The organism is Stenotrophomonas sp. GL_101, assembly GCF_057835675.1.
Map to the genome: position 1 here is coordinate 2,764,108 of NZ_CM174432.1, position 22,820 is coordinate 2,786,927.

Genomic DNA, 22,820 nt, shown 5'->3' on the forward strand with positions numbered 1-22,820 from the left:
CTCGCGGTGGCGGGGTGCCCTGTGCTCAGGCGAACGGCCGGTCGATGGCCGGCGACGGTGGCGTGAACCACTGCGCGCCGCGCGCGGTCACGTAGAAATGGTCTTCCAGGCGGACGCCGAATGCCCCCGGCACCACGATCATCGGTTCGTTGCTGCAGCACATGCCCGGCTGCAGCACGGTGTCGTTGCCGCGCACCAGGTACGGCGCTTCATGAATTGCCAGGCCACAGCCATGCCCGGTGCGATGTGGCAGGCCCGGCAGGCCCGGCAGGCGGTAGTCCGGGCCCAACCCGGCCGCCTCCAGCACCGCGCGTGCGGCCGCGTCAACCGATGCGCAGCTCACCCCCGGCCGCACCGCCGCGAAGGCCGCCGCCTGCGCGGCCTGTTCCAGTGCCCAGATGCGGCGCTGGTCATCGCTGGGCGTACCGAAGATCCAGGTGCGGGTGATATCGGAGTGGTAGCCCTGCACCGTGCAGCCGGTATCGATCAACACCAGTTGGCCTTCTGCCAGGTGCTGCACACCGGGAATCCCATGCGGAAATGCGGTGGCATCGCCGAACTGCACGATGCAGAACGTGGACCCGTTGTCGGCGCCCAGCGCACGGTGTGCCTGGTCGATGAACCGCACCAGTTCGTCGCTGCCGATCCCCTCGCGCGCAATCCCGGCGGCCAGCCGGTGCACCTGCAGGGTCATGTCGCAGGCCTGCTGCATCAGCGCCAGTTCGGCCGCCGACTTGCACATGCGGCAGCCGTCGATGATCGCGCTCGCATCACGGAGGCTGGCGGCGGACAAATGCCTGGCCAGGCCGGTGTGCACGCCAAAGGCGACCGCCGGGTCCAGCGCGAGCGTGCTGGCACCGCGCTCGGCCATCAGCTGCGCCACCAACGCGTGCGGGTCGTCGTGCTCTTCCCACAGGCGCTTGTCGGCCGGGATCGTCAGCACGGCGTCCAGCGAGCCTTCTTCAAACACCGGGCAGACCAGCATCGGATCGCCGCTCCGGGTCAGCAGCAGCCCCACCAGGCGCTCGCTGGCGCCCCACGGAACGCCGGCGAAATAGCGCAGGGAGGTGCCCGCGCCGATCCACATCGCGTCCACGCCCTGCGCCTGCATCAGCACCCGTGCCTGCCCGATGCGCCGCTGGTATTCCGCCGCGCCGATCGCCGGTGCACGTGCATCCCACGGGGCCAGCAGCGCCTGCGCCTCGGCCAGGCTGAGCCCGCCGATCTGCCCGCTCATGCACCGGCTCCCACGTTGGCGGTGCTGGTCACCCCATCGATGGTGCGCTGCACGCCGCCCGGGTTGCGGTCGCGCAGTTCCACCGGCAGCAGCGCATCGGGGACCGCGTCATAGCTGTGCAGCGTAGCGAAGCGATGGATCGCCCCCGGCATCCCCACCGAGGTGAAGCCGGGATGGCCGGTGCTGGGGAACGGCCCGCCATGGTTCTGTGCCGCGCTGACCGCCACCCCGGTGGGCATGCGGGAATTGATCAGGCGCCCCACCCGCGCGCGCAGCAGCGGCGCGATCTGTTGCCAGGCGGCATCGTCGCCCCCGTCGGCCGCGCGATACAGGGTGCCGGTCAGGTTGCCTTCAAAGGTGGCCGCCACCTGCACCATCGCCGCCACATCGGCAACCCGCACCAGCAGGCTGACCGGACCGAACGCTTCGGTCTGCAGTGCCTGCGGCTGCGCGATGAACGCCTCGGCATCGACACTCAGCAAGGTCGGTGCATGCCGGTAGCCGCCCTCGCCCGGGGGGCCACCGGCCAGCAGCTCGGCACCGGCCCCGCGCAGGGTCGCGATGCCCTGGGCCAGGTGGTCCACGCCGCCCTGCGAGAACAACACCATCGGCGCGGCCGCAGCGAAGTGGGCGGTGGCGGCAGCGACGAAGGCATCGCCTTCGGCGCTGCGCGGCACCACCACCACACCCGGGTTGGTACAGAACTGACCGCTGCCCAACGTGCAGGACGCAAAGAACTCCTGCGCCAGCGCCTCACCGCGCTCGGCCAGCACGCCCGGCAGCATGAAGACCGGATTGACGCTGGACAGCTCGGCGTAGAACGGCACCCCGGCGCCATCGGCCGCCGCCTTCAGCGCCAGCCCACCGCCGCGGCTGCCGGTGAAGCCGATCGCCCCCAGCCGTGCATCGCCGGCCAGCGTGAGCCCCAGCGCGTTGTCGAACTGATACAGCAGTTGCACCGCCGCTGGCGGCAGGCCGACGTCCAGCAGGGCGTTGTGGGCCAGCTGCGCCATGCGCTGGCTGGTGGCCGGATGCAGCGGATGCGCCTTGGCGATCACCGGATTGCGCGCCGCGATCGCCGAGGCGAAATCGCTGCCCGCGACCGCATTGAACGCGAACGGAAAATTGTTCGGCCCCATCACCAGCACCGGCTTGGACAAGGGCGCCCGATGCGCACGCAACCCGGCAACGGTGTCGATCACCGGCTGGGTCCAGCTGTAGGTGCGCACCGCGGTGGCGGCCTGGCGGAGCTGGCCACTGGTGCGCGGCAGCTCGTTGCCGCGCAGCCGCGTCGGCGCCGGTAGTGCGGTTTCGGCATGGGCCAGCGCCACCAGCGTGTCGGCGTCGGCATCCAGCGCGTCGGCATAGGCCTCCAGGAAGGCGGCGATGCGTTCGGCCGGCGCGGCGGCCAGCGCGGCGGCGACGGCACTGGCCGCCGCGACCGCGGTTTCAATGTCGGCCGCGCCGCTGATGGGGAACGCCGGTCCGATCTTCTCGCCCGTGGTCGGATCGGCCGCGCGGAAACTTCCCTGCGGCGACAGGCTCGATTGCCAGCGACCCGCCAGCAGAAGCGGTTCGACAGGAGTCATATCAGGCCTTCCTGGTGGCAATGGCGTGATCGATGATGGCCAGGGCATTGGCACGTTCCGCGCCTTCGACCACCCGACGCGGCACACGCACGGTCTCGCTGCCCAGGCCGACCTTGGCCTGCACCAGCTTGATCAGCTGGACGAACTTGGGCACCGTGTCCAGCCGCAGCAGCGGCAGGAACCAGTTGTACAACTCGGCGGACGCCGCATAGCCCCCATCACGGGCCTGTTCAAACAGCGTCACCGATTCAACCGGATAGGCGTTGACCAGGCCGGCGATCCAGCCCTCGGCGCCCATCGCCAGCCCTTCGACAATCGCATCGTCCATGCCCACCAGCAGCACCAGGCGGTCGCCCAGCAGTTCCTTGATCGCGGCGAAGCGGCGGATCTCGCCCGACGATTCCTTGACCGCCTGCAGGTTGGCGAACTCACCGGCGAGCTGTGCGATCTGCGCCGGCAGGATGTCGGTGCGGTAGGCCACCGGGTTGTTGTACAGGATGCACGGCAGGTCGGTGGCACCGAGCACGGCACGCGCATGCGCGGCGGCTTCGTGCCAATCGGAGGTGTAGACATACACCGGCAGCACCATCAGGCCACCGGCACCGGCGGCCTGCACCGCCTGCGCCAGCCTGACCGCTTCGTCGGTGGACAGCGCGGCGATACCCGGCACCACCGGCACGCGCGCGCCGACCGCCTTGACCAGGGTGGCCACGATCGCGACCTTCTCGTCGAAACTCAGCGTCGCCGCTTCACCCAGCGAGCCCAGCGGGACGATCGCGGTGGAACCGGCATCGACCAGTTGCACCGCGTGCCTGGCCAGGAACACATGATCGACGCTGCCGTCGGCGTTGAACGGGGTGGTGATGGCGGGCAGGACGCCCTTCCAGAAAGAAGCATTGCTCATGGATGTATCCCTTGCGAGGTGTCGGTGAAGGAGTCGGCCAGCGCCGCGAGGCGGACCGGGAACAACGGCGGCCGACGGCCGCCATCGGTGGACAGGTCGGCACCGCCCAGGCCCAGTTCGGCCAGTGCGCTGCCGCAGATGCGGCCCTGGCAGGCGCCCATGCCGCAGCGCGACGCCAGCTTTGCGTCGCGGGTATCGCTGAAGCCGCGCAGCGCGCCCAGCGGCACGTCTTCGCAGCGGCAGACCAGGGTGTGGTCCTGCGCCAGGCCGTGCACGCGTGCATCCAGTGCGAATGCACGCTGCAACTGGGTGGCGAACACGCGCGCCCGGCGCCGCCGGGACAGCAGCGCGGCGGCGGCCTCGGGCGCGTCGGCGGCCATGTGGCCGGCGATGGCGCCTTCCACCCGCGCACTGTCGCGCCCGCCGATGCCCAGCGCTTCGCCGGCGGCAAAAATTGTGCTCACGCTGCTGCGCAGCTGGGCGTCCACGGCCACCTGCAGGTGCGCGCCCGCGCGCTCCAGCCGGCAGCCGAGCAGTTGCGCCAGCTCCGTGTTGGGCACCAGGCCGTAGCCGACCGCAAGCTGATCGCAGGCGATGTGGCGGCGACCGCGCGGGCCCTCGATCTCGATTTCCCGCAGCCGCGCGTCCCCATGCGCGGCCACCACCACGCTCCCTGCGTGGTAACCCACCCCGGCCAGTTGCAGCTGCAGCGCCGCTGCCTGCACGGCCTTGCCCGGCCAGCGTGGCAGCTGCAGCGCAAAGCGCGCCAGCGCACGCCGCGAGGCCTGCTCATGGATGCCAAGCACGCGGGCCCCGTGCCGGCGCAGCGTGGAGGCGCTGGCCAGCAGCAACGGGCCGCTGCCCGCCACCACCACGCGCTGCCCCGCCAGCGGCCAGCCCTGCTTGGCCAGCGCCTGCGCGCCGCCGGCACCGGTGACGCCGGGCAGCGTCCAGCCCGGGAAAGGCAGCAGCAGTTCGCGCGCGCCGGTGGCCAGCACCAGGTGGCGGTAATGCAGTTGGTGGGCGCCGGCTGGGCCATCGGCCAGCAGCCAGCCCGGTTGCGCCATCGTCACCTGGGTCTGGGCCAGCCAGTCGACCTGGCCATCGCCCACGATCGCCAGCGCACGCCGCGCCAGCGCCGGTACGCCGTGGGCCACGTCGTGGCGCCAGACCTGGCCACCGGCGCGCGGCTGCGCATCCACGATGCCCACCCGCACGCCGTGTGACGCCGCAGCCCGTGCGGCCGCCAGCCCGGCCGGGCCGGCGCCCACCACCAGCACGTCGTAATGAAGGACAGCCTCAACCATCGGTCAGTACCTCCATCCCGTCACGCGCCGGAATCATGCAGGCGCGCAGCTGGGCCACGCCGTCGATGCGGACCCGGCATTCAAAACAAACGCCCATCCCGCACACCGCCGCGCGCGGCTCGCCACTGCACGACCTGCGGAAGGCAGCACCGGCCAGCGCAACTGCCACCGCCACGGTGGCCCCGTCGGGCACGGTCACCGGTTGTGCGTTGACCGACACGCACAGCCGCGCGCTCATCCCGCCCTCCCGGTCATCGCGCGATCCGGCAGAAAAGGCGCCGGATCGATGGCCGGCGTGCGCCCCAGCAGCGCGTCCACGATCACCCGTGCGCTGCCCAGCGCGGTGGTGACGCCCAGTCCTTCATGCCCGGCAGCCACCCAGACATCACGCCGCCCCGGCACCGGGCCCAGATACGGGCGGCCGTCCGGCGTGGCCGGGCGCAGCCCGGTCCAGATGCGGATCGCCTGCAGCTCGCGCAACACCGGCAGGAACGCGAACGCCTGCTCCAACATCTGCCGCAGCAGCGGCAACGAAATCTCACGATCGGACACATTGAACTGCCGCGAGGAGCCGATCAGGATCTGCCCGGTCGGTCGCGGCTGCACGTTGAACGCCACGCTGGTCTCCGCATCGCCATGTGCAGAATCGGCGTAGTCCAGTGCCAGCAGCTGGTGATGCACCAGGCCGGGGTAGCGATCGGTGATGACCAGCTGGCCCTTCCGCGGGCGCATCGGCAGCTCGGGCAGCAGCTGCGGCAGATCCACCCCGCTGGCCATCAGCACCGGCCCGGACAGCGCCTGGCCATCCTCCAGCCGCACCCCGTGTTCCAGCAGTTCCACCACGCGGCGGCCGGCATACAGACGCCCGCCACGCTGACAGGCCTGGTCCACCAGATAGCGCGCCATGCGCGGCGGATACACCACCGCCTCGCCGGCCACCCGCATGCCGCCGGCCAGGCCCGGCACCAGGCTGGGCTCCCACTGGTACAGCTGCGCGGCATCCACCTGCTCGGCATGCAACCCGGCGGCGGCCAACCGCGCGATCTTGGCCGGCACCGCCTCCAGTTCCTGCGCGTTGCGTGCCACCCACAGGGTGCCGCAGCGGCTGAATTCGGCGTCCTTCAGGTGCGCGTAGCGTTCCCACAACTGCAGCGAATAGGCCGACAAGGCCAGCTCGGCCGGGTCGTCATCCATCGCCACCAGGTGCCCCATCGCCGCCGCCGTGGCGCCGCCACCGACCGGGCCCGGCTCGACCAGCGCCACGCGCAGCCCCTCGCCCGCCGCCGCTTCGGCGCAGGCGGCACCGACAATGCCGGCGCCGACGATGATGAGGTCGTAGGTGTTCATCGGTGCGCGACGGGCTCGGCACCGATGCCCCAGGCGAACGGGTCGGCCGGGTCGATCAACAGCTGCGCACGCGCGGTGATGTGCGCCGTGCCGGTGATGCGTGGCGCGATACCGCGACCGCTCAACCGGTAGCTGCCCTCGAACGCGCTGCCCAGGATGCCCTGCTGGATCCAGCGCGCGTCTTCGGCCAGCTTGCCGTCGGCGGCCAGGCACGCCAGCTTGGCACTGGTGCCGGTGCCGCAGGGCGAACGGTCGTAGGCAAGCCCGGGGCACAACACGAAATTGCGCGCCTGCCCGCTGCCATCCGGCGCCACGCCGTTGACTTCGATATGGTCGATCTCACCGCCGTCGGCACCGGTGATCCCGGCCGCTTCCAGTGCCTGGCGAATCGCTTCGGTATACGCGGTCAGCTCGCGCTGGTTGGACAGTGCCAGTGCGCAGGGCGACTGGTCGGTGATGTAGAACCAGTTTCCGCCCCAGGCGATGTCGCCGCGCACCCGGCCGTGGCCGGCCACCTCGACCTCCACCCCGGCCGCATGCCGGTAGCTCTCCACGTTGTCGACCGACACGTTGCCGGCCGCATCCAGCGCCACGCCGACGTTGCCGACCGGGGTTTCGATCAGGTGCTGGCCCGGGCCGATCCGCCCCAGTTCGACCAGGGTACGGACCACGCCGATGGTGCCGTGGCCGCACATGCCCAGGTAGCCCACGTTGTTGAAGAAAATCACCCCGGCGCAGGCATTCGGATCACGCGGCGGCAACAGCAGCGCCCCCACCATGGTGTCCGAGCCACGTGGCTCGCAGGCAATCGCGCTGCGCCAGTGGTCGAAGTCGCGGCGGAAGCGCTCACGGGATTGCGCAAGGTCACCCTCGCCCAGGCTGGGGAAACCGGAGATCACGACACGGGTCGGTTCGCCGGCGGTGTGGGAGTCGATCACGTCTAGGGTGTGCATGGCATGGATGCTCCCATCCGGCCACTGCGGCGACTAGCGCGGAATGGCGGTGGCAAATGCGGAAATCTGCACAATCCAATCGCGTCGCAGGTGCCACGCTTTGCGCTAGGATCGGAGCCACGTGCCCTCCAGCAGAACGCCAGTGGATTCGATGGACGTCAACTTTTCCGGCAAAGAAATGCAGTCGTTATTCGATGAACTGCCCGAAGTGGTCTTCTTCATCAAGGACCAGCAGGGGCGCTATACGCACTGCAATCTGACCCTGATCCGGCGCCTGGGCCGCAAGCAGCGCAGCGACGTGATCGGCAGAACCGCGCTCGAACTGTTCCCGCTTCCGCTGGGCGGCAGCTACACCATTCAGGACCGCCGCGTGCTCTGCGGCGAGGTCATCGACAACCAGCTGGAAGTGCACCTCTATCCCAACCGCATGCCCGGCTGGTGCCTGACCTTCAAGCGCCCGGTCTGCCACGGCGATGAGGTGTCAGGGGTGATCGGCATTTCGCGCGACCTCGGCCAGCCGGACAACAAGCACTCCGCGTTCGAGCGCTTGAACAAAGTGCTGGAACACATGCAGAACCACTACGACGAGCAGCTGCGCGTGCAGTCACTGGCCAACCTGGCCGAACTGTCGGTCGCGCAGCTTGAGCGCCATTTCCGCCGCGTGTTCCAGGTGACGCCGCAGCAGCTGCTGACGAAATTGCGGATTGAAGCGGCGATGCGGTTGCTGCATGGCGATGAGAGCATTGCGAGCATCGGGCAGCAGTGCGGGTTTGCCGATCAGAGTGCGTTCGCGCGGCAGTTCAAGGCGACCGTGGGGATGTCGCCACGGGATTATCGAGGGATCAAGGGGCAGTTGTAGCGGCAAGCGCCCTGCGATTACCGAGATGCGCCATCGCCAGGCACGCACCGCCAGCGGCAGCAAGCGTGCCATGCGCCACCAGTGCGTCGCGCAGCTGCGGGTGCAGCGAGGCCAGCAGCAGCATGGTTCCGCCGGCCACCGCCAACACCAGCGGCAGGTAACGCCGATGGCGCTTCCAGCCCCAACCGATGCTCAACAGGCACAGGCTGGTGGCCGCCACCGCAATGGCCCATTCCCATCGCGACAGCCTGAGCAGCCAGGTCATCGTGCCATGCCAGGGATGCTGGAACGAGCGCAACGCCATCATCGCCCCGGGTAAAAAGGCCAACAGCAGGGGCAGCAGCAGACAATGCAAGGCACAGCCCAGCGAAAGCAACGAGGCTGCCAGATCGAGGTGACCGTGCACGGCGTGGCGGTTGACGGGCGGGATGTGACTTCCGGAAAACGGGGGAGTAAGCTTCAATTGTTACAATATAACAATTGAGCCCGCCCCCCCCATGAAGATGTCGCTCCTGCTTTTCGCCATGCTGCCCTCGCTCGCGCTCGCCCACCCCGCCCGCCAGCAGGGCCCGCATGTCCACGGCCAGGCCCAGGTGCAGATCGCGCTGGACGGCAACACGCTGGATATCTCGGTGGACGCACCCGGCATCGGCATCCTCTCCTTCGAACGACCGCCGGCCACCCCCGACGAAGCGGCCCAGCTCAAACAGGCAACCGCCCGGCTCGGCAGCGGCCAATGGCTGCAGGTTCCTGCCGCCGCTTCCTGCCGCCTGCTGCACCAGACGGTCGCCAGCACCGGCTTTACCCACGGCGACACGCCACACCACGACGACGACGGCCCGCATCACCATCATGCCGGCTTCCAGGCCCATCGAACCTATCGCTGCGAGCAGCCCACCCAACTCAAGCGCCTGACCCTGTCGCTGGGCGCATCGTTTGCCAACCTGCACGAAACGGTGGTGGAAATTGCCACCGACAAGGGCCAGGGCCGCGTGCTGCTGCAGGCCGCGCAACAGCGCGTGGACCTGCCCCATGACTGAGCCTGCCGTGCACTTGCAGCAGGTTCGCTTCGCCTATCCCGGGCAAACGCCGGTCCTGCAGATTGAACATTTCGCGCTGCCGGTGGGCCAGCAACTCCTGTTGCGCGGCACCAGCGGCAGCGGAAAAAGCACCCTGCTTGGGCTGATTTCCGGCGTACTGAGCACGCCGCACGGCCAGGTGCGGGTGGCCGGACACGACCTTGGCGCGCTTTCAGGCGCCGCTCGTGACCGCTTCCGCGCCGACCATTGCGGGGTGATCTTCCAGCAGTTCAACCTGTTGCCCTTCCTGAGCGTGCGCGACAACATCGCCCTCGGCCTGTCCTTCGTCTCCCGCGACCGCCGCGCACGCCTCAGGCAGGATCTGGATACGCGCATTGCCGCCTTGCTCGATGCCCTGGGCCTGGACGCACGCACGCTCTGGAACCGCCCCGCCGGGCGCCTGAGCGTGGGCCAGCAACAACGGGTGGCCGCCGCACGGGCCTTGATCGGCCAGCCGCAGCTGCTGCTGGCCGATGAACCCACCTCGGCGCTGGACCCGGTGTCGGCCAGGGCGTTCCTGCACTTGATCGGCCAGGCCTGCCGGCAGCAGCACATCAGCTGCATCGTGGTCAGCCACGACCCGGCACTGACTGCGTTGTTCGATGCGGTGTCAGATCTTGCCGACCTCCAACGCCCACATCACCTGCGGGGGGCCGCATGATCCGGCTTGCCTTTTCCAGCCTGCGCAGCCGTGCGCTCAGCGTCCTGCTCACCCTGCTGGTGATCACCTTGAGCGTCTGCCTGCTGCTGGGCGTGGAGCGTATCCGCCAACAGGCCCACGCAGGGTTTGCCAGCACGGTGTCGGGCACGGACCTGGTGGTGGGCGCGCGCTCCGGGCCGGTCAACCTGCTGCTCTACGCCATCTTCCACATTGGCGATGCCACCAACAACGTGTCCTGGCAGAGCTACCAGGAACTGGCCGCGCTCAAGGACGTTGCCTGGACGGTGCCCCTGTCGCTGGGGGATTCCTACAAAGGGTTCCGGGTGGTCGGCACGACCACCGGCTTCTTCGAGCACTACCAGTACGGTGCCGGCCACTCCCTTGTCCTGGCCCAGGGGCAGCGCTTCGACGATCTCTACGACACCGTGATAGGCGCCGAGGTGGCCCAGCGGCTGGGCCAGTCGCTGGGCGATGACATCGTGCTGGCCCACGGCACCGGCCGGGTCACCCTGGCCCGTCATGATGACAAGCCGTTCCGCATCGTCGGCATTCTCAAGCGCACCGGTACTCCGGTCGACTCCAGCGTACTGGTCTCACTTCCGGCCATCCAGGCCATCCACCTGGACTGGCGCTCGGGCGTGCATCTGCGCGGGGCCCAGGTCAGTGCCGCCGCCGCGCGCCAGCAGGATCTCACCCCGACCTCCATCACCGCCTTCCTGGTGGGGCTGCACTCGCGCATCGCCACCTTCAGCGTGCAGCGACAGATCAACAGCTACCCCGACGAACCCCTGCTTGCGGTGATGCCCGGTGTCGCCCTGCAGCAGCTCTGGGGCACCCTGGGGACGGCCGAAGGCGCGCTGCGCCTCATCAGCGCACTGGTGGTGGTGCTCGGCCTCACCTCGCTGGTGGCCCTACTGGTAGCCACGCTGCAGGAGCGCCGCCGCGAGATGGCCGTGCTGCGCGCGCTGGGTGCCCGGCCGGTCTATGTGGCCGGCCTGCTGGTGTTTGAAGCGGTGGCCGTTACCAGCGTTGCCTGTGTCCTTGCGCTGGGCGGCCTGGCCTTGGCCAGTGTGGCCGCGCGCCGTTGGCTGCTCGATACGTTCGGGCTGTCCATCGACCGCATCGGGCCCACCGCCCAGGAAGGCTACTGGCTGGCCGCGGTGATCCTGGCCAGTGCACTGGCGGGGCTGCTGCCGGCCCTGCTGGCGTATCGCAATACGCTCTCGGACGGGCTGTCACCGCCAACATGACCCGTCTTGCCACTCTCGCCCTGCTGATGGCATTGGCGGGCTGCACGCCCAGCGCACCCCGTGCAACCGATACCGCCGCTGCACCGCCGGCGGCGAACATGGCCGCGGCGCACCCGGACCACGAACAGGCGTTGGACTGGCTGCAGATGATCCCGCCCGATGAGCTCAAGGCGCTCGAGAACGGGGACGTGCCCGACGTGAGCCATGACGGTGACGGCGCGATGCCGCAGTTCGGCACCTTCCGCACCGTGGACAGCGTGGTGGACCGACCCGTGCGCCTGCCCGGTTACGTGGTGCCGCTGGAGAACGACGTGGACGGGCGCCTCACCGAGTTTCTCTTCGTGCCCTACTACGGCGCCTGCGTGCATGTGCCCCCGCCGCCGCCCAACCAGATCGTGCATGTCCGGCTGGCCAAGGCCATTGCCATGCCCGATATGTACTCGCCGTTTTTCCTCACCGGCACACTGGTGGCCGAACAGCTCTCCAGCACGCTCGCCGGAACCGCCTACACCATGCGCAATGCCGGATTGAGGCCTTATGAAGAGTAAGCACACCTGCCTGTCCATGCTGCTGGTCGCCGCACTGGCCGGATGCCGTGGCAGCGACGATGCGGCACCCACCGTGCAGAAAACCGCAGCGGCCGCGACAACCGCGCACGCCATCACGCCGCCAGCGCGTAACGACAACGCCCTTGCAGCGCAACCGGTGACAGATTGGGAAGACCTGATGACCGACGACAGCCGCCTGGCGCGACCGCCGCCGGTGATCGGCCGCCCCGGCGTTGGCGGACAGACGACGCCGGGCGGGCTGATCGATGACAACGGTTCGGGCAGCATTCCCGGCATGGCCATCGACCACAACAGCCCCAACCGCGCCGCGCAGTTCGGTTCCTCGGCGGTGGTAGCGGAAATGGACGGCCGCGACCTGGGGCTGGACGGCTACGTGGTGCCGCTGGAGACCGACGATCAAGGCCGGGTGCGCGAGCTTCTGTTCGTGTCCTTCTACGGTGCGTGCATCCACGTGCCGCCGCCACCGCCCAACCAGATCATCCACGTGATGCTGTCCCGGCCCATCGCCGTACCCGAGCTGTGGGCGCCGTTCCACCTGCGCGGCACGTTGCACATCGCGCGCTTCAATGCCGACATCGCCAGCGCATCCTACGAGGCCGCGGGTGCGGCCATCACCCCGGTTGCCGGATGAGGCATCCAGCGCGCGGGGTGGTCGCCGGGTGCGTGCTCGCAGGACTCGTGGCCTGGACCGCATTTAGCTTGCGGACGCGTGATGCACCGCCGCCCCCGGCACCCGCTGCGACACCTGTGCCGCGAGAGGTCGCGCAGCTGTCGGCAACACCGGATGCCGACCTCAGCCAGGACCACATCACCGCGATCGAGGCGGCACTGGGGCAGAGCACGCCGTTTCGCAACGACGTGCTGTTCCTGATCAGCGCCAGTGCGCGCGATCGCTGCGCACCGGCGCACCACGGCGAGCTGGCGCGCATGGCCAACCGCGCCCAGCTGCCGATCCTGGCCGGCGTCAGCGACCTCACCCGCGCCTACCCGGCGCTGGACAGCCCGATCTACCACTACGTGCAACGCCTGGCCGACCAGGTCGCATGCGGGCGTGCCTTCCAGGGGGCCGCTCTACCCGAGGTAGACATCGAGCAGTACGCGCAGCGCTTTCCTGACAGCTATTTCACCCCGTCGCGCAACGGCAGTGAACCCAACGAGTATCGCGACCGGCCGCTGGCCGCGCGGGCGCGGCAGGCGTGCCAGACCGTGGCCTACGCGGTGTTGCCGCTCTCGCTGCCGGATTGGCGCTGCGATGCCAGCCGTGCCGGCGCGCGGCGACGCATCGTGGACGCGTGCGAGACCACCCGGCAGGCCGTGGGGGCCACCGCGGTGGAGGAGCTGACCGAGGCGGCCGGGCAGGCGCTTGCCGAGCCGGTCAGCGGTGTGTTGGGTTCGGTACCGACCCAGTGCCGTTAGTCGCATCGACCCGCCCCGGTCCAGCGGCGTCCGCCGAGGCCCCGCCGCGCACGGTCGGCGCCAGGTTGGCGCAATGTTGCTGTAATAGAATTTCGGCACCTGCCGCCGTCCCGCCCCCTTCCCGCCCGAGCCAACCCGATGCATATCCTGCTGGTCGAAGACGAAGCCGAACTGGCGGCCACGCTCCGAACCGCCCTGCAACGGCAGCGCTACGTGGTGGACCTGGCCGACACGTTCTCGCTGGCCCGGCAGGCCGCCCTGTACGGCTCGCACGACCTGATCCTGCTTGACCGCACCTTGCCCGACGGCGATGGCCTGGCGTTGATTCCGCTGCTGCGCGAGAAGAATCCCGGCGTGCCGGTGATCGTACTCAGTGCCTTGGGCAACCTGCCCGACCGCGTGGCAGGCCTGGACGAAGGCGCCGATGATTACCTGGCCAAGCCGTTCGCACTGGAAGAACTGTTTGCGCGCATCCGCGCCGTCCATCGGCGGCCCAGCAGCCTGGCCGACGACACCGTGAGCGTGGGCCGGCTGGTGTTCGACCCGGTCTCGGGCGAAGCCACCGTGGGCGGTGCGCGGTTGGAGCTGCCGCGCCGCGAGGTGCGCGTACTGGCCGCATTGGTCAAGCGCCTCGGCCGCACCGTACTGCGCGAATCGATGGAGATGGCCGTGTATGGCTTCGATGAGTGTGTTCATTCCAACTCATTGGACTCGCACGTCTCGCGCCTGCGCCGCAAGCTGGCCGACGCCGATGCCGGCCTGGAGATCCATGCCATCCGTGGCGTGGGCTACCTGATGCGCGAGCACAAATGAGCAGGCGCCGCCCCACGCTGAAGTGGCCGCTGATCATCAAGCCGCTGATCTGGCACCTGCTTGCCCTGGTCGTTGCCCTGTTCGTGTTGTTGATGGTGCTGGTGCGCATGGACAGCGGCGGCTTCTACACCGTGCAGACCGTCGCCCCGGTGGCCGCCGCCGCCGTGCAACGCGATGCCAGCGGCGCACTGGTGGTGCGCCCCACCGCCGAGCTGGAGGCCTTGCTGAAGACGGCGCCGGGGGTATGGTTCGTCGCCGAGGATGCGCAGGGCCGCCATGTCAGCTTCGGCAACGTGCCTGCGCCCTACGCATCGCTGGTGGGCGCCCTGGGCAGCATTCCCTATGGCGACCTGCGCGGACGCGATCTCGGCGACGGCCTGGCCGTGGTGGTGCGCCAGCATCAAAGCGCCGCCGGCCGCCTGACCATCATGGCCCACGGCGAGGTCGACTCGCTCACCTGGCAGATGGCGCTGGCCGCCCATGTCATCACCTTGCCGATCTTCGCGCTGCTGGCGCTGGTCACGCTGATCGTCACCCCCATGACCGTGCGCAAGGCGCTTGCAGGCGTGGAGCGCATCGCCCAGGAAGCCACCCGCATCTCGGCCAGTCGCCGCGGCGTGCGCCTGACCGAAACCGCCGTGCCGGTGGAAATCGCGCCGCTGGTGGCGGCCGTGAACCAGGCGCTGGATCGGCTCGACGAAGGGCATGAGCGCCAGCGTCGCTTCATTGCCGCAGCCGCGCACGAACTGCGTACGCCCATCGCGATCCTGCAGTTGAAGATCGATGCGGCCGGTGATTCCACCTCGCGCAGCCTGGCCGTGGAGGTCGTGCGCCTGGCCACGCTGGCCGAACAACTGCTGGATCTGCACCGGCTGGATGAGGAAGGGCCGCGCGCGAGCATCGACCTGGCCCTGCTGGCCAAACGCGTGGCCGCCGACCTGGCCCCGTTGCTGATCGCGTCCGAGCGCAGCGTCGCCGTCGTGATCGAGCCCCACCTGCCGGTGCTGGGCGATGCGGGGGCGGTGGAACGGGTGGTGTCCAACCTGGTGTTGAATGCCGCCGAACACGGCGGGCGGCACGTCATCATTCGCGTGCAGGGCGCCAGCCTGGAGGTGGAGGATGACGGCCCCGGCATTGCCCCGGCAGAGCGCGAGCGCGTGTTCGAGCCGTTCCAGCGCTTGCGTCCGCGCCAGACCGGCGCAGGCCTGGGCCTGAACCTGGTCAAGCAGGTGATGGAGCGCCATCGCGGCAGCGTGACCATCCTGGATGCCCCCGGTGGCGGTGCCTTGATCCGGGTGGCATTTCCGCCGCCCCAAGGCGCGCAGCCGGCACGCTGACGCAAGGTTGCGGCAACCCGCCACGTGGAGAGTAGGCACATCACCGTGTGCCACCGGGCATGCGCCTGTCTTCACTACCGCGAGATCCCCCGATGCCCTGCCCTCCTGCCCCCGGCTGCCATGGCCGCCGTTGACTACCTGCGCCGCGTGCGCTCCTCCCTGATCGGTGCCGCTGCCGTGTTGTGCATCGTGGTGGCCACCTATGCCTGGCTCGCGCCGGCCGCACCGCCCACGCTTGAACTGGCGCCTGTCATTCGCGGCGATATCGAACAGACCGTGGAAGCCACCGGCACCCTCAAACCCTCGCGGCTGGTGAGCGTGGGCGCGCAGGTGTCCGGACGCATCGAAGCGCTGCACGTAACGCTGGGCGACAAGGTGCATGCCGGCGACCTTATCGCCGAGATCGACTCGCGCACCCAGCGCAACGCGCTGCAGAGCGCCCAGGCCGCCCGCCGCAGCGCCAGCGCCAACCGGGCCGCGCTGGCCACCGAGCTGCGGCAGTTGCAACGTACCCTGCAGCGGCAGCAACACCTGGGTGCGCTGCAGCTGGTGGCCCGCGCCGATGTGGATGCGGCCACCGCGCGGGTGGAGGCCACCGGTGAGCAGATCGCCGCGCTGGATGGCGAGATCGTGCAGCGCCAGACCGACGTGGACATCGCCCAGACCAACCTGGACTACACCCGCATTACCGCCCCCACCGACGGCACCGTACTGGCCGTGGTCGCGCGCCAGGGGCAAACGGTGAACGCGGTGCAGAGTGCGCCCACCATCGTGATGCTGGGCAACCAGGAGACGATGACGGTCTACGCTGAAATCTCAGAGGCCGACGTGGTGCATACCCGGATCGGCCAGAAAGCGTTCTTCACCATTCTCGGTGACAGCCAGCGGCGCTACAGCAGCACCCTGCGCGACATCGCGCCGGCACCGGATTCGATCACCCGGGAAGACGCCTCCGGCCCCTCTTCCCTGGCACTGTCCGGCACCGGCAGCCGCACCGCCATGTACTACAACGGCCAGTTCGACGTGGACAACACCGACGGCCGCCTGCGCAGCTACATGACCGCGCAGGTACGCATCGTGCTGGGCCGCGCGGCCAACGTACTCACCATTCCGTCGGCCGCCCTGGGCGCGCGCGCCGACGATGGCCACTACGCCGTGCAGGTACGCGGCGCCGACGGCCACCCGGTGGCGCGCCGCATCCGCATCGGCCTGGACGACCAGATCCGCGTGCAGGTCACCGCCGGGTTGAAGGAAGGCGAGCAGGTGGTGCTGGCCCAGGCCGACACCGCCAAGGGTGCATCGCCGGCCGACGCGCAACCCGGCAGCGCGCCTGCCGGGCCACGATGAGCACCACACCGGACGCACCGCTGCTGTGCGTGCGCGGCCTGCGCCGCGAGTTCCCGGCCGGCGAGCGCCCGCTGGTCGTTCTGGACGGCATCGACCTGGACATCCATGCCGGTGAACTGGTGGCCATCGTCGGCCAGTCCGGTTCGGGCAAATCCACGCTCATGAACATCCTGGGCTGCCTGGACCGCCCCACCGCCGGTTCCTACCAGGTGCAGGGGCGCCAGACCGGGCAGATGGATCCGGACCAACTGGGCGAGCTGCGTCGTGAGCACTTCGGGTTCATCTTCCAGCGCTACCACCTGCTCAACGAGCTCACCGCGATTGCCAACGTGGAAGTGCCGGCCATCTACGCCGGCCTGCCCGCACAGGCGCGCCACGCGCGGGCGACACAGCTGCTGACGCGGCTGGGCCTGGGCGAGCGCCTGGGCCATCGCCCCGGCGAGCTGTCCGGTGGCCAGCAGCAGCGCGTCTCCATCGCGCGTGCGCTGATGAACGGCGGTGCGGTGATCTTCGCCGACGAACCCACTGGCGCGTTGGACACCCATTCGGGCAAGGAGGTCATGACGATCCTGGGCGAGCTGCACGCCGAAGGCCACACCGTGGTGCTGGTCACCCATGACATGGCCGTTGCCCAGCACGCCCAGCGCATCATCGAAATCGCCGACGGCCGCATCGTCTCCGACCGCCTCACCGGCGTGACGGCAACCGCAGCGGATGCCAACCCACCGCCGCGACCGGCACCGGTCGGCGGCAGCGGCCTGCAGGCCCTCGCCGACCGTTTCGGTGAAGCCTTCCGCATGGCATTGCGGGCCATGAACGCCCACCGCATGCGCACCTTCCTGACGATGCTGGGCATCATCATCGGCATCGCCTCGGTGGTGGCCGTGGTGGCGCTGGGTACCGGCGCGCGCCAGGCCATCCTGTCCAACATCTCCTCGCTGGGCACCAACACCATCGAGATCTACCCCGGTGCCGGTTTCGGCGACCTGCGCTCTGCCCAGGTGGAAACCCTCACTCCCGGCGACAGCGTGGCCCTGGCCGGCCAGCCCTTCGTGGACAGCGCCACGCCCGGCGTGGCCACCACCGCCACGGCCATGCACGGCAACCGCACCGCCAGCGTGCAGGTGCATGGGGTGAGCGAGCAGTACTTCCGCGTGCGCGGGCTGGCGTTGGGCCAAGGCAGCTTCTTCGGCCAGCCCGGGGTCGTGGGCTACCAACAGGTCGCGGTGATCGATGTGAATACCCGCGAGCGCTTCTTCGCCGCCCGCGAGAACCCCATCGGGCAGACACTGCTGCTGGGCAACGTGCCGGTGCGGGTGATCGGGGTGACAAAGAAAGACAGTGCCAGCGTCGGCGATGCCTCGGTGCTGAGCGTGTGGGTGCCCTACACCACGGTCATGGCGCGCATGCTGGGGCAACGCCACGTCTCCAGCATCAGCGTACGGGTGTCCGATGCCATCACCATGCAGGCGGCCGAGACGGCCATCGCCGGCCTGCTGACCCGGCGCCATGGCAGCCGCGATTTCTACATGAGCAACAACGCGCAGATCCGTGAGTCCATCGAGCAGACCACCGGCATCCTCACCATGATGATCGGCTCCATCGCCGCCATCGCCCTGGTGGTGGGCGGCATCGGCGTGATGAACATCATGCTGGTGTCGGTGACAGAGCGTACCGGCGAAATCGGCGTGCGCATGGCCGTCGGCGCGCGCCGCAGCGACATCCTGCAGCAGTTCCTGATCGAGTCGGTGCTGGTGTGCCTGCTCGGCGGCCTGCTCGGCATTGCCGTGGCGCTGGGGCTGGGGGTGATCCTGGACATCGCCGACGTGGGCTTCAGCCTGGTGTTCTCGGCCAGCTCCATCGTGGCCGCGTTCACCTGTTCCAGCCTGATCGGCATCGGCTTCGGCTTCCTGCCGGCGCGGCGTGCCGCGCAACTGGACCCGGTAGAGGCGCTGATTCGCTAGGGGGTAAGCAACCGGCAGGTTCGCGCAATGTTGCGCGCGCCTACTTGCAACACCGGGCACATCTGCACGAAGGAGCATTACCCATGTTTTCCCCCGCTGGACGAAACGCCCTGCTACTGGGCGCAGTGGTGCCATTGCTGGCGCTGTTGAGCTGCCCCACGGTAGCGCATGCACAACGCGGCGATGCCTATCGCCCCGACTGGAAGCAGCACCAGGACGACCGCAGCCGCGATGACTACAACGCACGCGAACGTGAGCGGGAACGCGAACGCGAACGTGACCGCCGCGATGATGCCAAGGCCAAGGGCATCGTGGTGGGCGTAGTGGGCACGGCCGTACTGGCCGGCGTGATCGCCGCCGCTGCCAACCGCGAAAAAGAAAAGCGGCAGCGTGCCGATTACTGCATCAACCGCTACGGCAACTACGACCGCGCCAACGACACCTACCGCGGCCAGGATGGCTACACCTACCGCTGCCGCTGAACCCAGGCCTGCGCAACGCCCCCCACCCAAAGGAACACCCATGCCACTTCACAACCTTGCCCTGCTCGTCACGCTGTACGCGGTCACCCACGTAGCAAGCGCCGCCACCCCCGATGCCAAGCAGGCCTACATCGACAGCACCTTCAGCGCCATGGACGCCAACGGCGATAGCCGCGTGGACAAGGCCGAGTTCACCCGGTTCCAGCAGGCGCGTTTCAACAAACAGGCCGACTCCATCGACGTGGCTTTCAAGGAAATGGACAAGAACAAGGACGGCAAGATAAGCAAGGAGGAAGCAGCGATCGTGCCGGAGATCGCGCAGTACTTCGGCGGCCTGGATACCGACGGCGATGGATTCCTGTCGCTGAAGGAAATGCAGCAGGCCATGGTAGCCGCGCAGACGGCCGATACCGCGAAGTAATGCCCTCATCGGCGGCCCGGGTAACCGGGCTCGGCGGGCATGGCCGGGGCCATGGCCCAGCAGAGAAATCTCCTATCTCGCCTTACGCCGCACTTCCAGAAGCAACGCTTCCTGCGCCTTCCCGGACAGCTTGCCGAACTCATCGATGAGCTCGGCAAGCTGGTCAGTTTCCGCAAAGAGATAGGCAACGGAAACGCCCAGGGCGCGCGCAATCTTCTGCGCCGTCTCGATGTCGCAATTGTGCACGGCCCGCTCGTACCGGTTGATGCGAACGCCCGCAACATCTTCTGGCAATCCGGTAATCCCCCCGCAGGTTAGTAGCAGCCAGAAGTGGAATTTTCTCGTAACCTAACCCGAGGAGATCCCATGAAGAAATCACGATTCACCGACAGCCAGATCATCGCCGTACTCAAGCAGGCCGAGGCCGGCACGCCTGTCCCGGACCTTTGCCGACAGCATGGCATCAGCTCAGCGACGTTCTACAAGTGGCGCAGCAAGTTCGGCGGCATGGATGCGTCCATGGTGTCCCAGCTAAAAGAACTGCAGGACGAGAACCGGCGGCTGAAGAAGATGTACGCCGATGCCCAGCTCAGTGCCGAGCTGCTGAAGGAAGCGCTCTCAAAAAAATGGTGAGGCCATCTCAGCGTCGCGAGATGGCCAGACTGGCGGTCCAGGCAGGCATCACCAGCATCGTTCATGCGTGCAGGACGTTCGAGGTGAGTCAGACCTGCTACCGCTATCAGGCCAAGGCCTGCCAAGAAAATGCGATCATCGCTGACTGGTTGCTCAGGCTGACCAGCGCCTACCGCGATTGGGGCTTTGGGCTGTGCTTCCTGCACCTGCGCAACGTGAAGGGCTTCGCTTGGAACCACAAGCGCGTGTATCGGATCTATCGCGATTTGGAGCTGAACCTGCGCATCAAGCCGCGTAAGCGCATCGTCCGAGAAGTGCCGGCGCCGCTAGCGGTTCCGAAGGCGGCGAACCACACTTGGCCGATGGATTTCATGCACGACCAACTGGCTGATGGACGCAGCTTCCGGATGCTCAACGTACTGGATGATTTCAACCGGCAGGGTCTGGCGATGGAGGTCGACATCTCCTTGCCTGCGGCGCGCGTTATCCGCAGCTTGGAACAGATCATTCAATGGCGCGGAAAGCCTCGCGCCATACGCTGCGACAACGGGCCCGAGTACATCAGCGGAGCGCTGCAAGCATGGGCCGAGCAGCAAGGCATTGCGCTGCTCTACATCCAGCCAGGCAATCCTCAGCAGAACGCCTACATCGAACGCTACAACCGGACCGTGCGTTACGCTTGGCTTGCCAGCAATCTGCTCAATGACATCCAGCAGGTCCAGGACATCGCCACCCGTTGGCTATGGACTTACAACCACGAGCGCCCGAACATGGCGCTCGGCGGCATCACGCCAATGCAGAAGCTTGCACTGGCAGCGTAGTTCCACTTTTGGCGACCGCTAAAAGCGGGGGGATTACCCATGACCACGCCGACGCTGGACGCACTGGGCGTGCGTGTCTAATCAGTCGAAACAGAATCCAGCTCCGAGATAGATGAAGGCCCCTTAATCCTGGAGGATGGATTGGCCCTCTCTGATCGGCGGAACAGCTCGGACAGTTTGAGCCTCAGGCCAGGCACCTCTTTTACAGCCTCGTGAAACTCTCTGGACCGCAGCAGCTCATGGAACGGGCTACCTGCAACCTGCTCCTCCACTAACCTCAAAGGAATTTCATCCAGGCGACTCATCGCAATTGAGAACAACTGCGCCTCCATAAGGTCATCCAAACGGGCTGCCTCCGATCGGTAGCCTTCATATGCAGCGGCAAGCGCCGCCTTGTATGCGTAGTCCTCCGCCAGCCGGAAACGCTGGCCTGTCTGCTTCGTAGCCACCCAAGCAAGCCAAACCGGTGCCGCAAGTGACAGGCTAGCAAGTGCAACTTGAGCCACTAGGAAGGGCCAGCCGCCATTCGGAACTTTAGTTGCCGCATCAAGGATCGTGGGAAATCTGACGAATCCGATCCCAATCGCAGTCAAAAGTGCAACGATAAGTACCCCACCCCAGACATATACAGATATCCCCAGCGATCGAGCCCGCGAGTCAAATGAACGAGCTAAGCCTTCGGACGTTGCTGCAGCATATGCCGCACCCACCCTTTTCATGACCTGGTCCGCTTCGGAGAGAAGCGTCTCGATCTGCAGCCTCTTCTCACCAATCTCCTTCAACGCAACTACTGCTTCCTTCTCGCACTCAACCGCACTGACTTGTGCTTGACGGGTATCCTCAAGTGCTCGCTCAAGATCCTCGCGCGTAGTATCAAGATCTGTGGCGATATCATAAGCGCGCGCGATGCGCTCTAGCTTTCTATCAACGTCATCAACACCCCAGTTCGTCTTATCCAACCGGCGTCGCGCACTATCGACGTCACGCTTTAGGCGACCAGGCAAAGTCCAGATCTGACTGACAACCTTGGGATCAATAAAGCTCTGCAGGTGCACTTCCAGCGTTAGAAGCAGCCCCTGGAAAGAAGAAATTACGAGCGGATCATTCTGCAGGTGCGGAAGTAGCCGTGACCTGGCATCATCCACCTTAGCCTTAAGATCGGGAAGATAGACTGACGCTCGTTCTGGATCTACTGTCGACCAGTCGTAGTCCATGTAGCGCTTTCTGAGAATGTCGAAATTGTCTCTTATGTCATCCGCGTCAATGACTGGACCATAAGTCCCAAAGCTAACGAACTTGGTCTCTGCCCATTTTTGAGTGAACTCGTCGACAAGTTGAGTCATCGCCTCGAACAGCCGCGCAGCTGCGTCAGCGGGATCAAATCCTTCCATGCGTCACCCCCCAAGTGGATTTGAATCGTAGGCTTAGCTGGATTCCCATGCAACCCGCTACTGCTCTCGCGCGAATTGGAATGCCCAGAGCCACATCCTGACTATCGTCTTTGGAAGAAGCGGTGGGAACCACTTTCCTTGAACAGCCCCAGCCTTCGGCGCATACATACGGAAAGTTAGCGAAAATCCCTTGTCGGAGGTTGCAGGCAATAGGAACGGACCTCGGTAGAGCGGGAACCACCAACAGGCTAGTTGTGCCATCCTCATTTTCCTCCAGCGGCGAAACGTTGTTGAGGTTGTAGCGCAGGAAGGTCGTCCTTGGAGAATCGGATCTCGCAGGTCTCGCGGCCATCGAGCGGCTTTCGGTCGCTTTCGGTCGCTGTCGGTCTGTCGGTCTGTCGGTCTGTCGGTCTGTCGGACGAAGTAGATCGCCTCATCCA

24 protein-coding genes are annotated in these 22,820 nt (G+C 67.4%); 14 read left to right on the forward strand and 10 right to left on the reverse strand.

Annotated features, from left to right (window positions below; translation table 11 throughout):
* Positions 1 to 25 precede the first annotated feature (25 nt).
* Genes AC3IR9_RS12115 through AC3IR9_RS12145 form a run of 7 tightly spaced genes read right to left on the reverse strand, consistent with a single transcriptional unit; the run spans position 26 to position 7,337 of the window.
* The gene (locus tag AC3IR9_RS12115; RefSeq protein ID WP_489290997.1) at positions 26 to 1,237 is read right to left on the reverse strand and encodes a M24 family metallopeptidase; all 1,212 of its coding nucleotides are present in this window, start codon (positions 1,235 to 1,237) and stop codon (positions 26 to 28) included.
* Complete coding sequence (locus tag AC3IR9_RS12120; RefSeq protein ID WP_489290998.1) at positions 1,234 to 2,826, reverse strand: aldehyde dehydrogenase family protein; 1,593 nt, start codon at positions 2,824 to 2,826, stop codon at positions 1,234 to 1,236. The genes AC3IR9_RS12115 and AC3IR9_RS12120 overlap by 4 nt, the downstream gene beginning before the upstream one ends.
* Position 2,827: 1 nt before the next feature.
* Positions 2,828 to 3,730: a dihydrodipicolinate synthase family protein gene (locus AC3IR9_RS12125; protein ID WP_489290999.1), complete on the reverse strand. Its 903-nt coding sequence runs from the start codon at positions 3,728 to 3,730 to the stop codon at positions 2,828 to 2,830.
* A complete protein-coding gene (locus AC3IR9_RS12130; RefSeq protein ID WP_489291000.1) occupies positions 3,727 to 5,037 on the reverse strand; it encodes an FAD-dependent oxidoreductase in 1,311 nt (436 codons plus the stop codon). The genes AC3IR9_RS12125 and AC3IR9_RS12130 overlap by 4 nt, the downstream gene beginning before the upstream one ends.
* Positions 5,030 to 5,275, reverse strand: coding sequence for a 2Fe-2S iron-sulfur cluster-binding protein (locus tag AC3IR9_RS12135; protein ID WP_489291001.1), 246 nt, complete (start codon positions 5,273 to 5,275; stop codon positions 5,030 to 5,032). Before AC3IR9_RS12135 ends, AC3IR9_RS12130 begins: the two co-directional genes overlap by 8 nt.
* Positions 5,272 to 6,384 carry an NAD(P)/FAD-dependent oxidoreductase gene (locus tag AC3IR9_RS12140; protein ID WP_489291002.1) on the reverse strand — a complete coding sequence of 371 codons (1,113 nt, stop codon included), beginning with the start codon at positions 6,382 to 6,384 and terminating at the stop codon, positions 5,272 to 5,274. Before AC3IR9_RS12140 ends, AC3IR9_RS12135 begins: the two co-directional genes overlap by 4 nt.
* Positions 6,381 to 7,337 (reverse strand): proline racemase family protein, encoded by a 957-nt coding sequence (locus AC3IR9_RS12145; protein ID WP_489291003.1) that lies wholly within the window; start codon positions 7,335 to 7,337, stop codon positions 6,381 to 6,383. Before AC3IR9_RS12145 ends, AC3IR9_RS12140 begins: the two co-directional genes overlap by 4 nt.
* Positions 7,338 to 7,479: 142 nt before the next feature.
* On the opposite strand from AC3IR9_RS12145, the gene AC3IR9_RS12150 reads away from it, so the two are divergent.
* A complete protein-coding gene (locus AC3IR9_RS12150) occupies positions 7,480 to 8,196 on the forward strand; it encodes an AraC family transcriptional regulator (RefSeq protein WP_489295817.1) in 717 nt (238 codons plus the stop codon).
* Here the strand turns inward: AC3IR9_RS12150 and AC3IR9_RS12155 are convergent.
* Positions 8,180 to 8,602: a MerC domain-containing protein gene (locus AC3IR9_RS12155; protein WP_489291004.1), complete on the reverse strand. Its 423-nt coding sequence runs from the start codon at positions 8,600 to 8,602 to the stop codon at positions 8,180 to 8,182. The genes AC3IR9_RS12150 and AC3IR9_RS12155 overlap by 17 nt on opposite strands.
* Positions 8,603 to 8,693: 91 nt before the next feature.
* Between AC3IR9_RS12155 and AC3IR9_RS12160 the strand changes: the two genes are divergently transcribed.
* The 12 genes from AC3IR9_RS12160 to AC3IR9_RS12215 all read left to right on the forward strand — a co-directional run bounded on the left by AC3IR9_RS12160 (position 8,694) and on the right by AC3IR9_RS12215 (position 19,535).
* Positions 8,694 to 9,236: a ZrgA family zinc uptake protein gene (locus AC3IR9_RS12160; protein ID WP_489291005.1), complete on the forward strand. Its 543-nt coding sequence runs from the start codon at positions 8,694 to 8,696 to the stop codon at positions 9,234 to 9,236.
* Entirely contained in the window at positions 9,229 to 9,936 is a 708-nt protein-coding gene (locus AC3IR9_RS12165) for an ABC transporter ATP-binding protein (protein ID WP_489291006.1), read from the forward strand. Before AC3IR9_RS12160 ends, AC3IR9_RS12165 begins: the two co-directional genes overlap by 8 nt.
* On the forward strand, positions 9,933 to 11,186 hold the full coding sequence (locus AC3IR9_RS12170) for an ABC transporter permease (protein ID WP_489291007.1): 1,254 nt from the start codon (positions 9,933 to 9,935) through the stop codon (positions 11,184 to 11,186). The genes AC3IR9_RS12165 and AC3IR9_RS12170 overlap by 4 nt, the downstream gene beginning before the upstream one ends.
* Complete coding sequence (locus AC3IR9_RS12175; RefSeq protein WP_489291008.1) at positions 11,183 to 11,734, forward strand: DUF3299 domain-containing protein; 552 nt, start codon at positions 11,183 to 11,185, stop codon at positions 11,732 to 11,734. The genes AC3IR9_RS12170 and AC3IR9_RS12175 overlap by 4 nt, the downstream gene beginning before the upstream one ends.
* Positions 11,724 to 12,386: a DUF3299 domain-containing protein gene (locus AC3IR9_RS12180; protein WP_489291009.1), complete on the forward strand. Its 663-nt coding sequence runs from the start codon at positions 11,724 to 11,726 to the stop codon at positions 12,384 to 12,386. Before AC3IR9_RS12175 ends, AC3IR9_RS12180 begins: the two co-directional genes overlap by 11 nt.
* A gap of 116 nt (positions 12,387 to 12,502) precedes the next feature.
* Positions 12,503 to 13,171 (forward strand): hypothetical protein, encoded by a 669-nt coding sequence (locus AC3IR9_RS12185; protein ID WP_489291010.1) that lies wholly within the window; start codon positions 12,503 to 12,505, stop codon positions 13,169 to 13,171.
* Between the two features lie 138 nt (positions 13,172 to 13,309).
* Positions 13,310 to 13,984, forward strand: coding sequence for a response regulator transcription factor (locus tag AC3IR9_RS12190; protein ID WP_489291011.1), 675 nt, complete (start codon positions 13,310 to 13,312; stop codon positions 13,982 to 13,984).
* Entirely contained in the window at positions 13,981 to 15,321 is a 1,341-nt protein-coding gene (locus AC3IR9_RS12195; RefSeq protein ID WP_489291012.1) for a sensor histidine kinase, read from the forward strand. Before AC3IR9_RS12190 ends, AC3IR9_RS12195 begins: the two co-directional genes overlap by 4 nt.
* Positions 15,322 to 15,441: 120 nt before the next feature.
* Entirely contained in the window at positions 15,442 to 16,668 is a 1,227-nt protein-coding gene (locus AC3IR9_RS12200; protein ID WP_489291013.1) for an efflux RND transporter periplasmic adaptor subunit, read from the forward strand.
* Entirely contained in the window at positions 16,665 to 18,632 is a 1,968-nt protein-coding gene (locus AC3IR9_RS12205; protein WP_489291014.1) for a MacB family efflux pump subunit, read from the forward strand. The genes AC3IR9_RS12200 and AC3IR9_RS12205 overlap by 4 nt, the downstream gene beginning before the upstream one ends.
* A gap of 83 nt (positions 18,633 to 18,715) precedes the next feature.
* On the forward strand, positions 18,716 to 19,114 hold the full coding sequence (locus tag AC3IR9_RS12210) for a hypothetical protein (RefSeq protein ID WP_489291015.1): 399 nt from the start codon (positions 18,716 to 18,718) through the stop codon (positions 19,112 to 19,114).
* A gap of 40 nt (positions 19,115 to 19,154) precedes the next feature.
* The gene (locus AC3IR9_RS12215; RefSeq protein WP_489291016.1) at positions 19,155 to 19,535 is read left to right on the forward strand and encodes an EF-hand domain-containing protein; all 381 of its coding nucleotides are present in this window, start codon (positions 19,155 to 19,157) and stop codon (positions 19,533 to 19,535) included.
* Positions 19,536 to 19,607: 72 nt separating this feature from the next.
* On the opposite strand, the gene AC3IR9_RS12220 is transcribed toward AC3IR9_RS12215, so the two are convergent.
* Positions 19,608 to 19,781 carry a helix-turn-helix domain-containing protein gene (locus AC3IR9_RS12220; protein ID WP_489295818.1) on the reverse strand — a complete coding sequence of 58 codons (174 nt, stop codon included), beginning with the start codon at positions 19,779 to 19,781 and terminating at the stop codon, positions 19,608 to 19,610.
* Positions 19,782 to 19,901: 120 nt separating this feature from the next.
* Between AC3IR9_RS12220 and AC3IR9_RS12225 the strand changes: the two genes are divergently transcribed.
* A protein-coding gene (locus AC3IR9_RS12225; protein ID WP_489291017.1) for an IS3 family transposase occupies positions 19,902 to 20,989 on the forward strand; the annotation gives its coding sequence in 2 pieces (ribosomal slippage) (positions 19,902 to 20,154 and positions 20,154 to 20,989; 1,089 coding nt in all).
* A 77-nt stretch (positions 20,990 to 21,066) separates the two neighbouring features.
* Here the strand turns inward: AC3IR9_RS12225 and AC3IR9_RS12230 are convergent.
* A complete protein-coding gene (locus AC3IR9_RS12230) occupies positions 21,067 to 22,380 on the reverse strand; it encodes a hypothetical protein (RefSeq protein WP_489291018.1) in 1,314 nt (437 codons plus the stop codon).
* Positions 22,381 to 22,820: the final 440 nt, after the last annotated feature.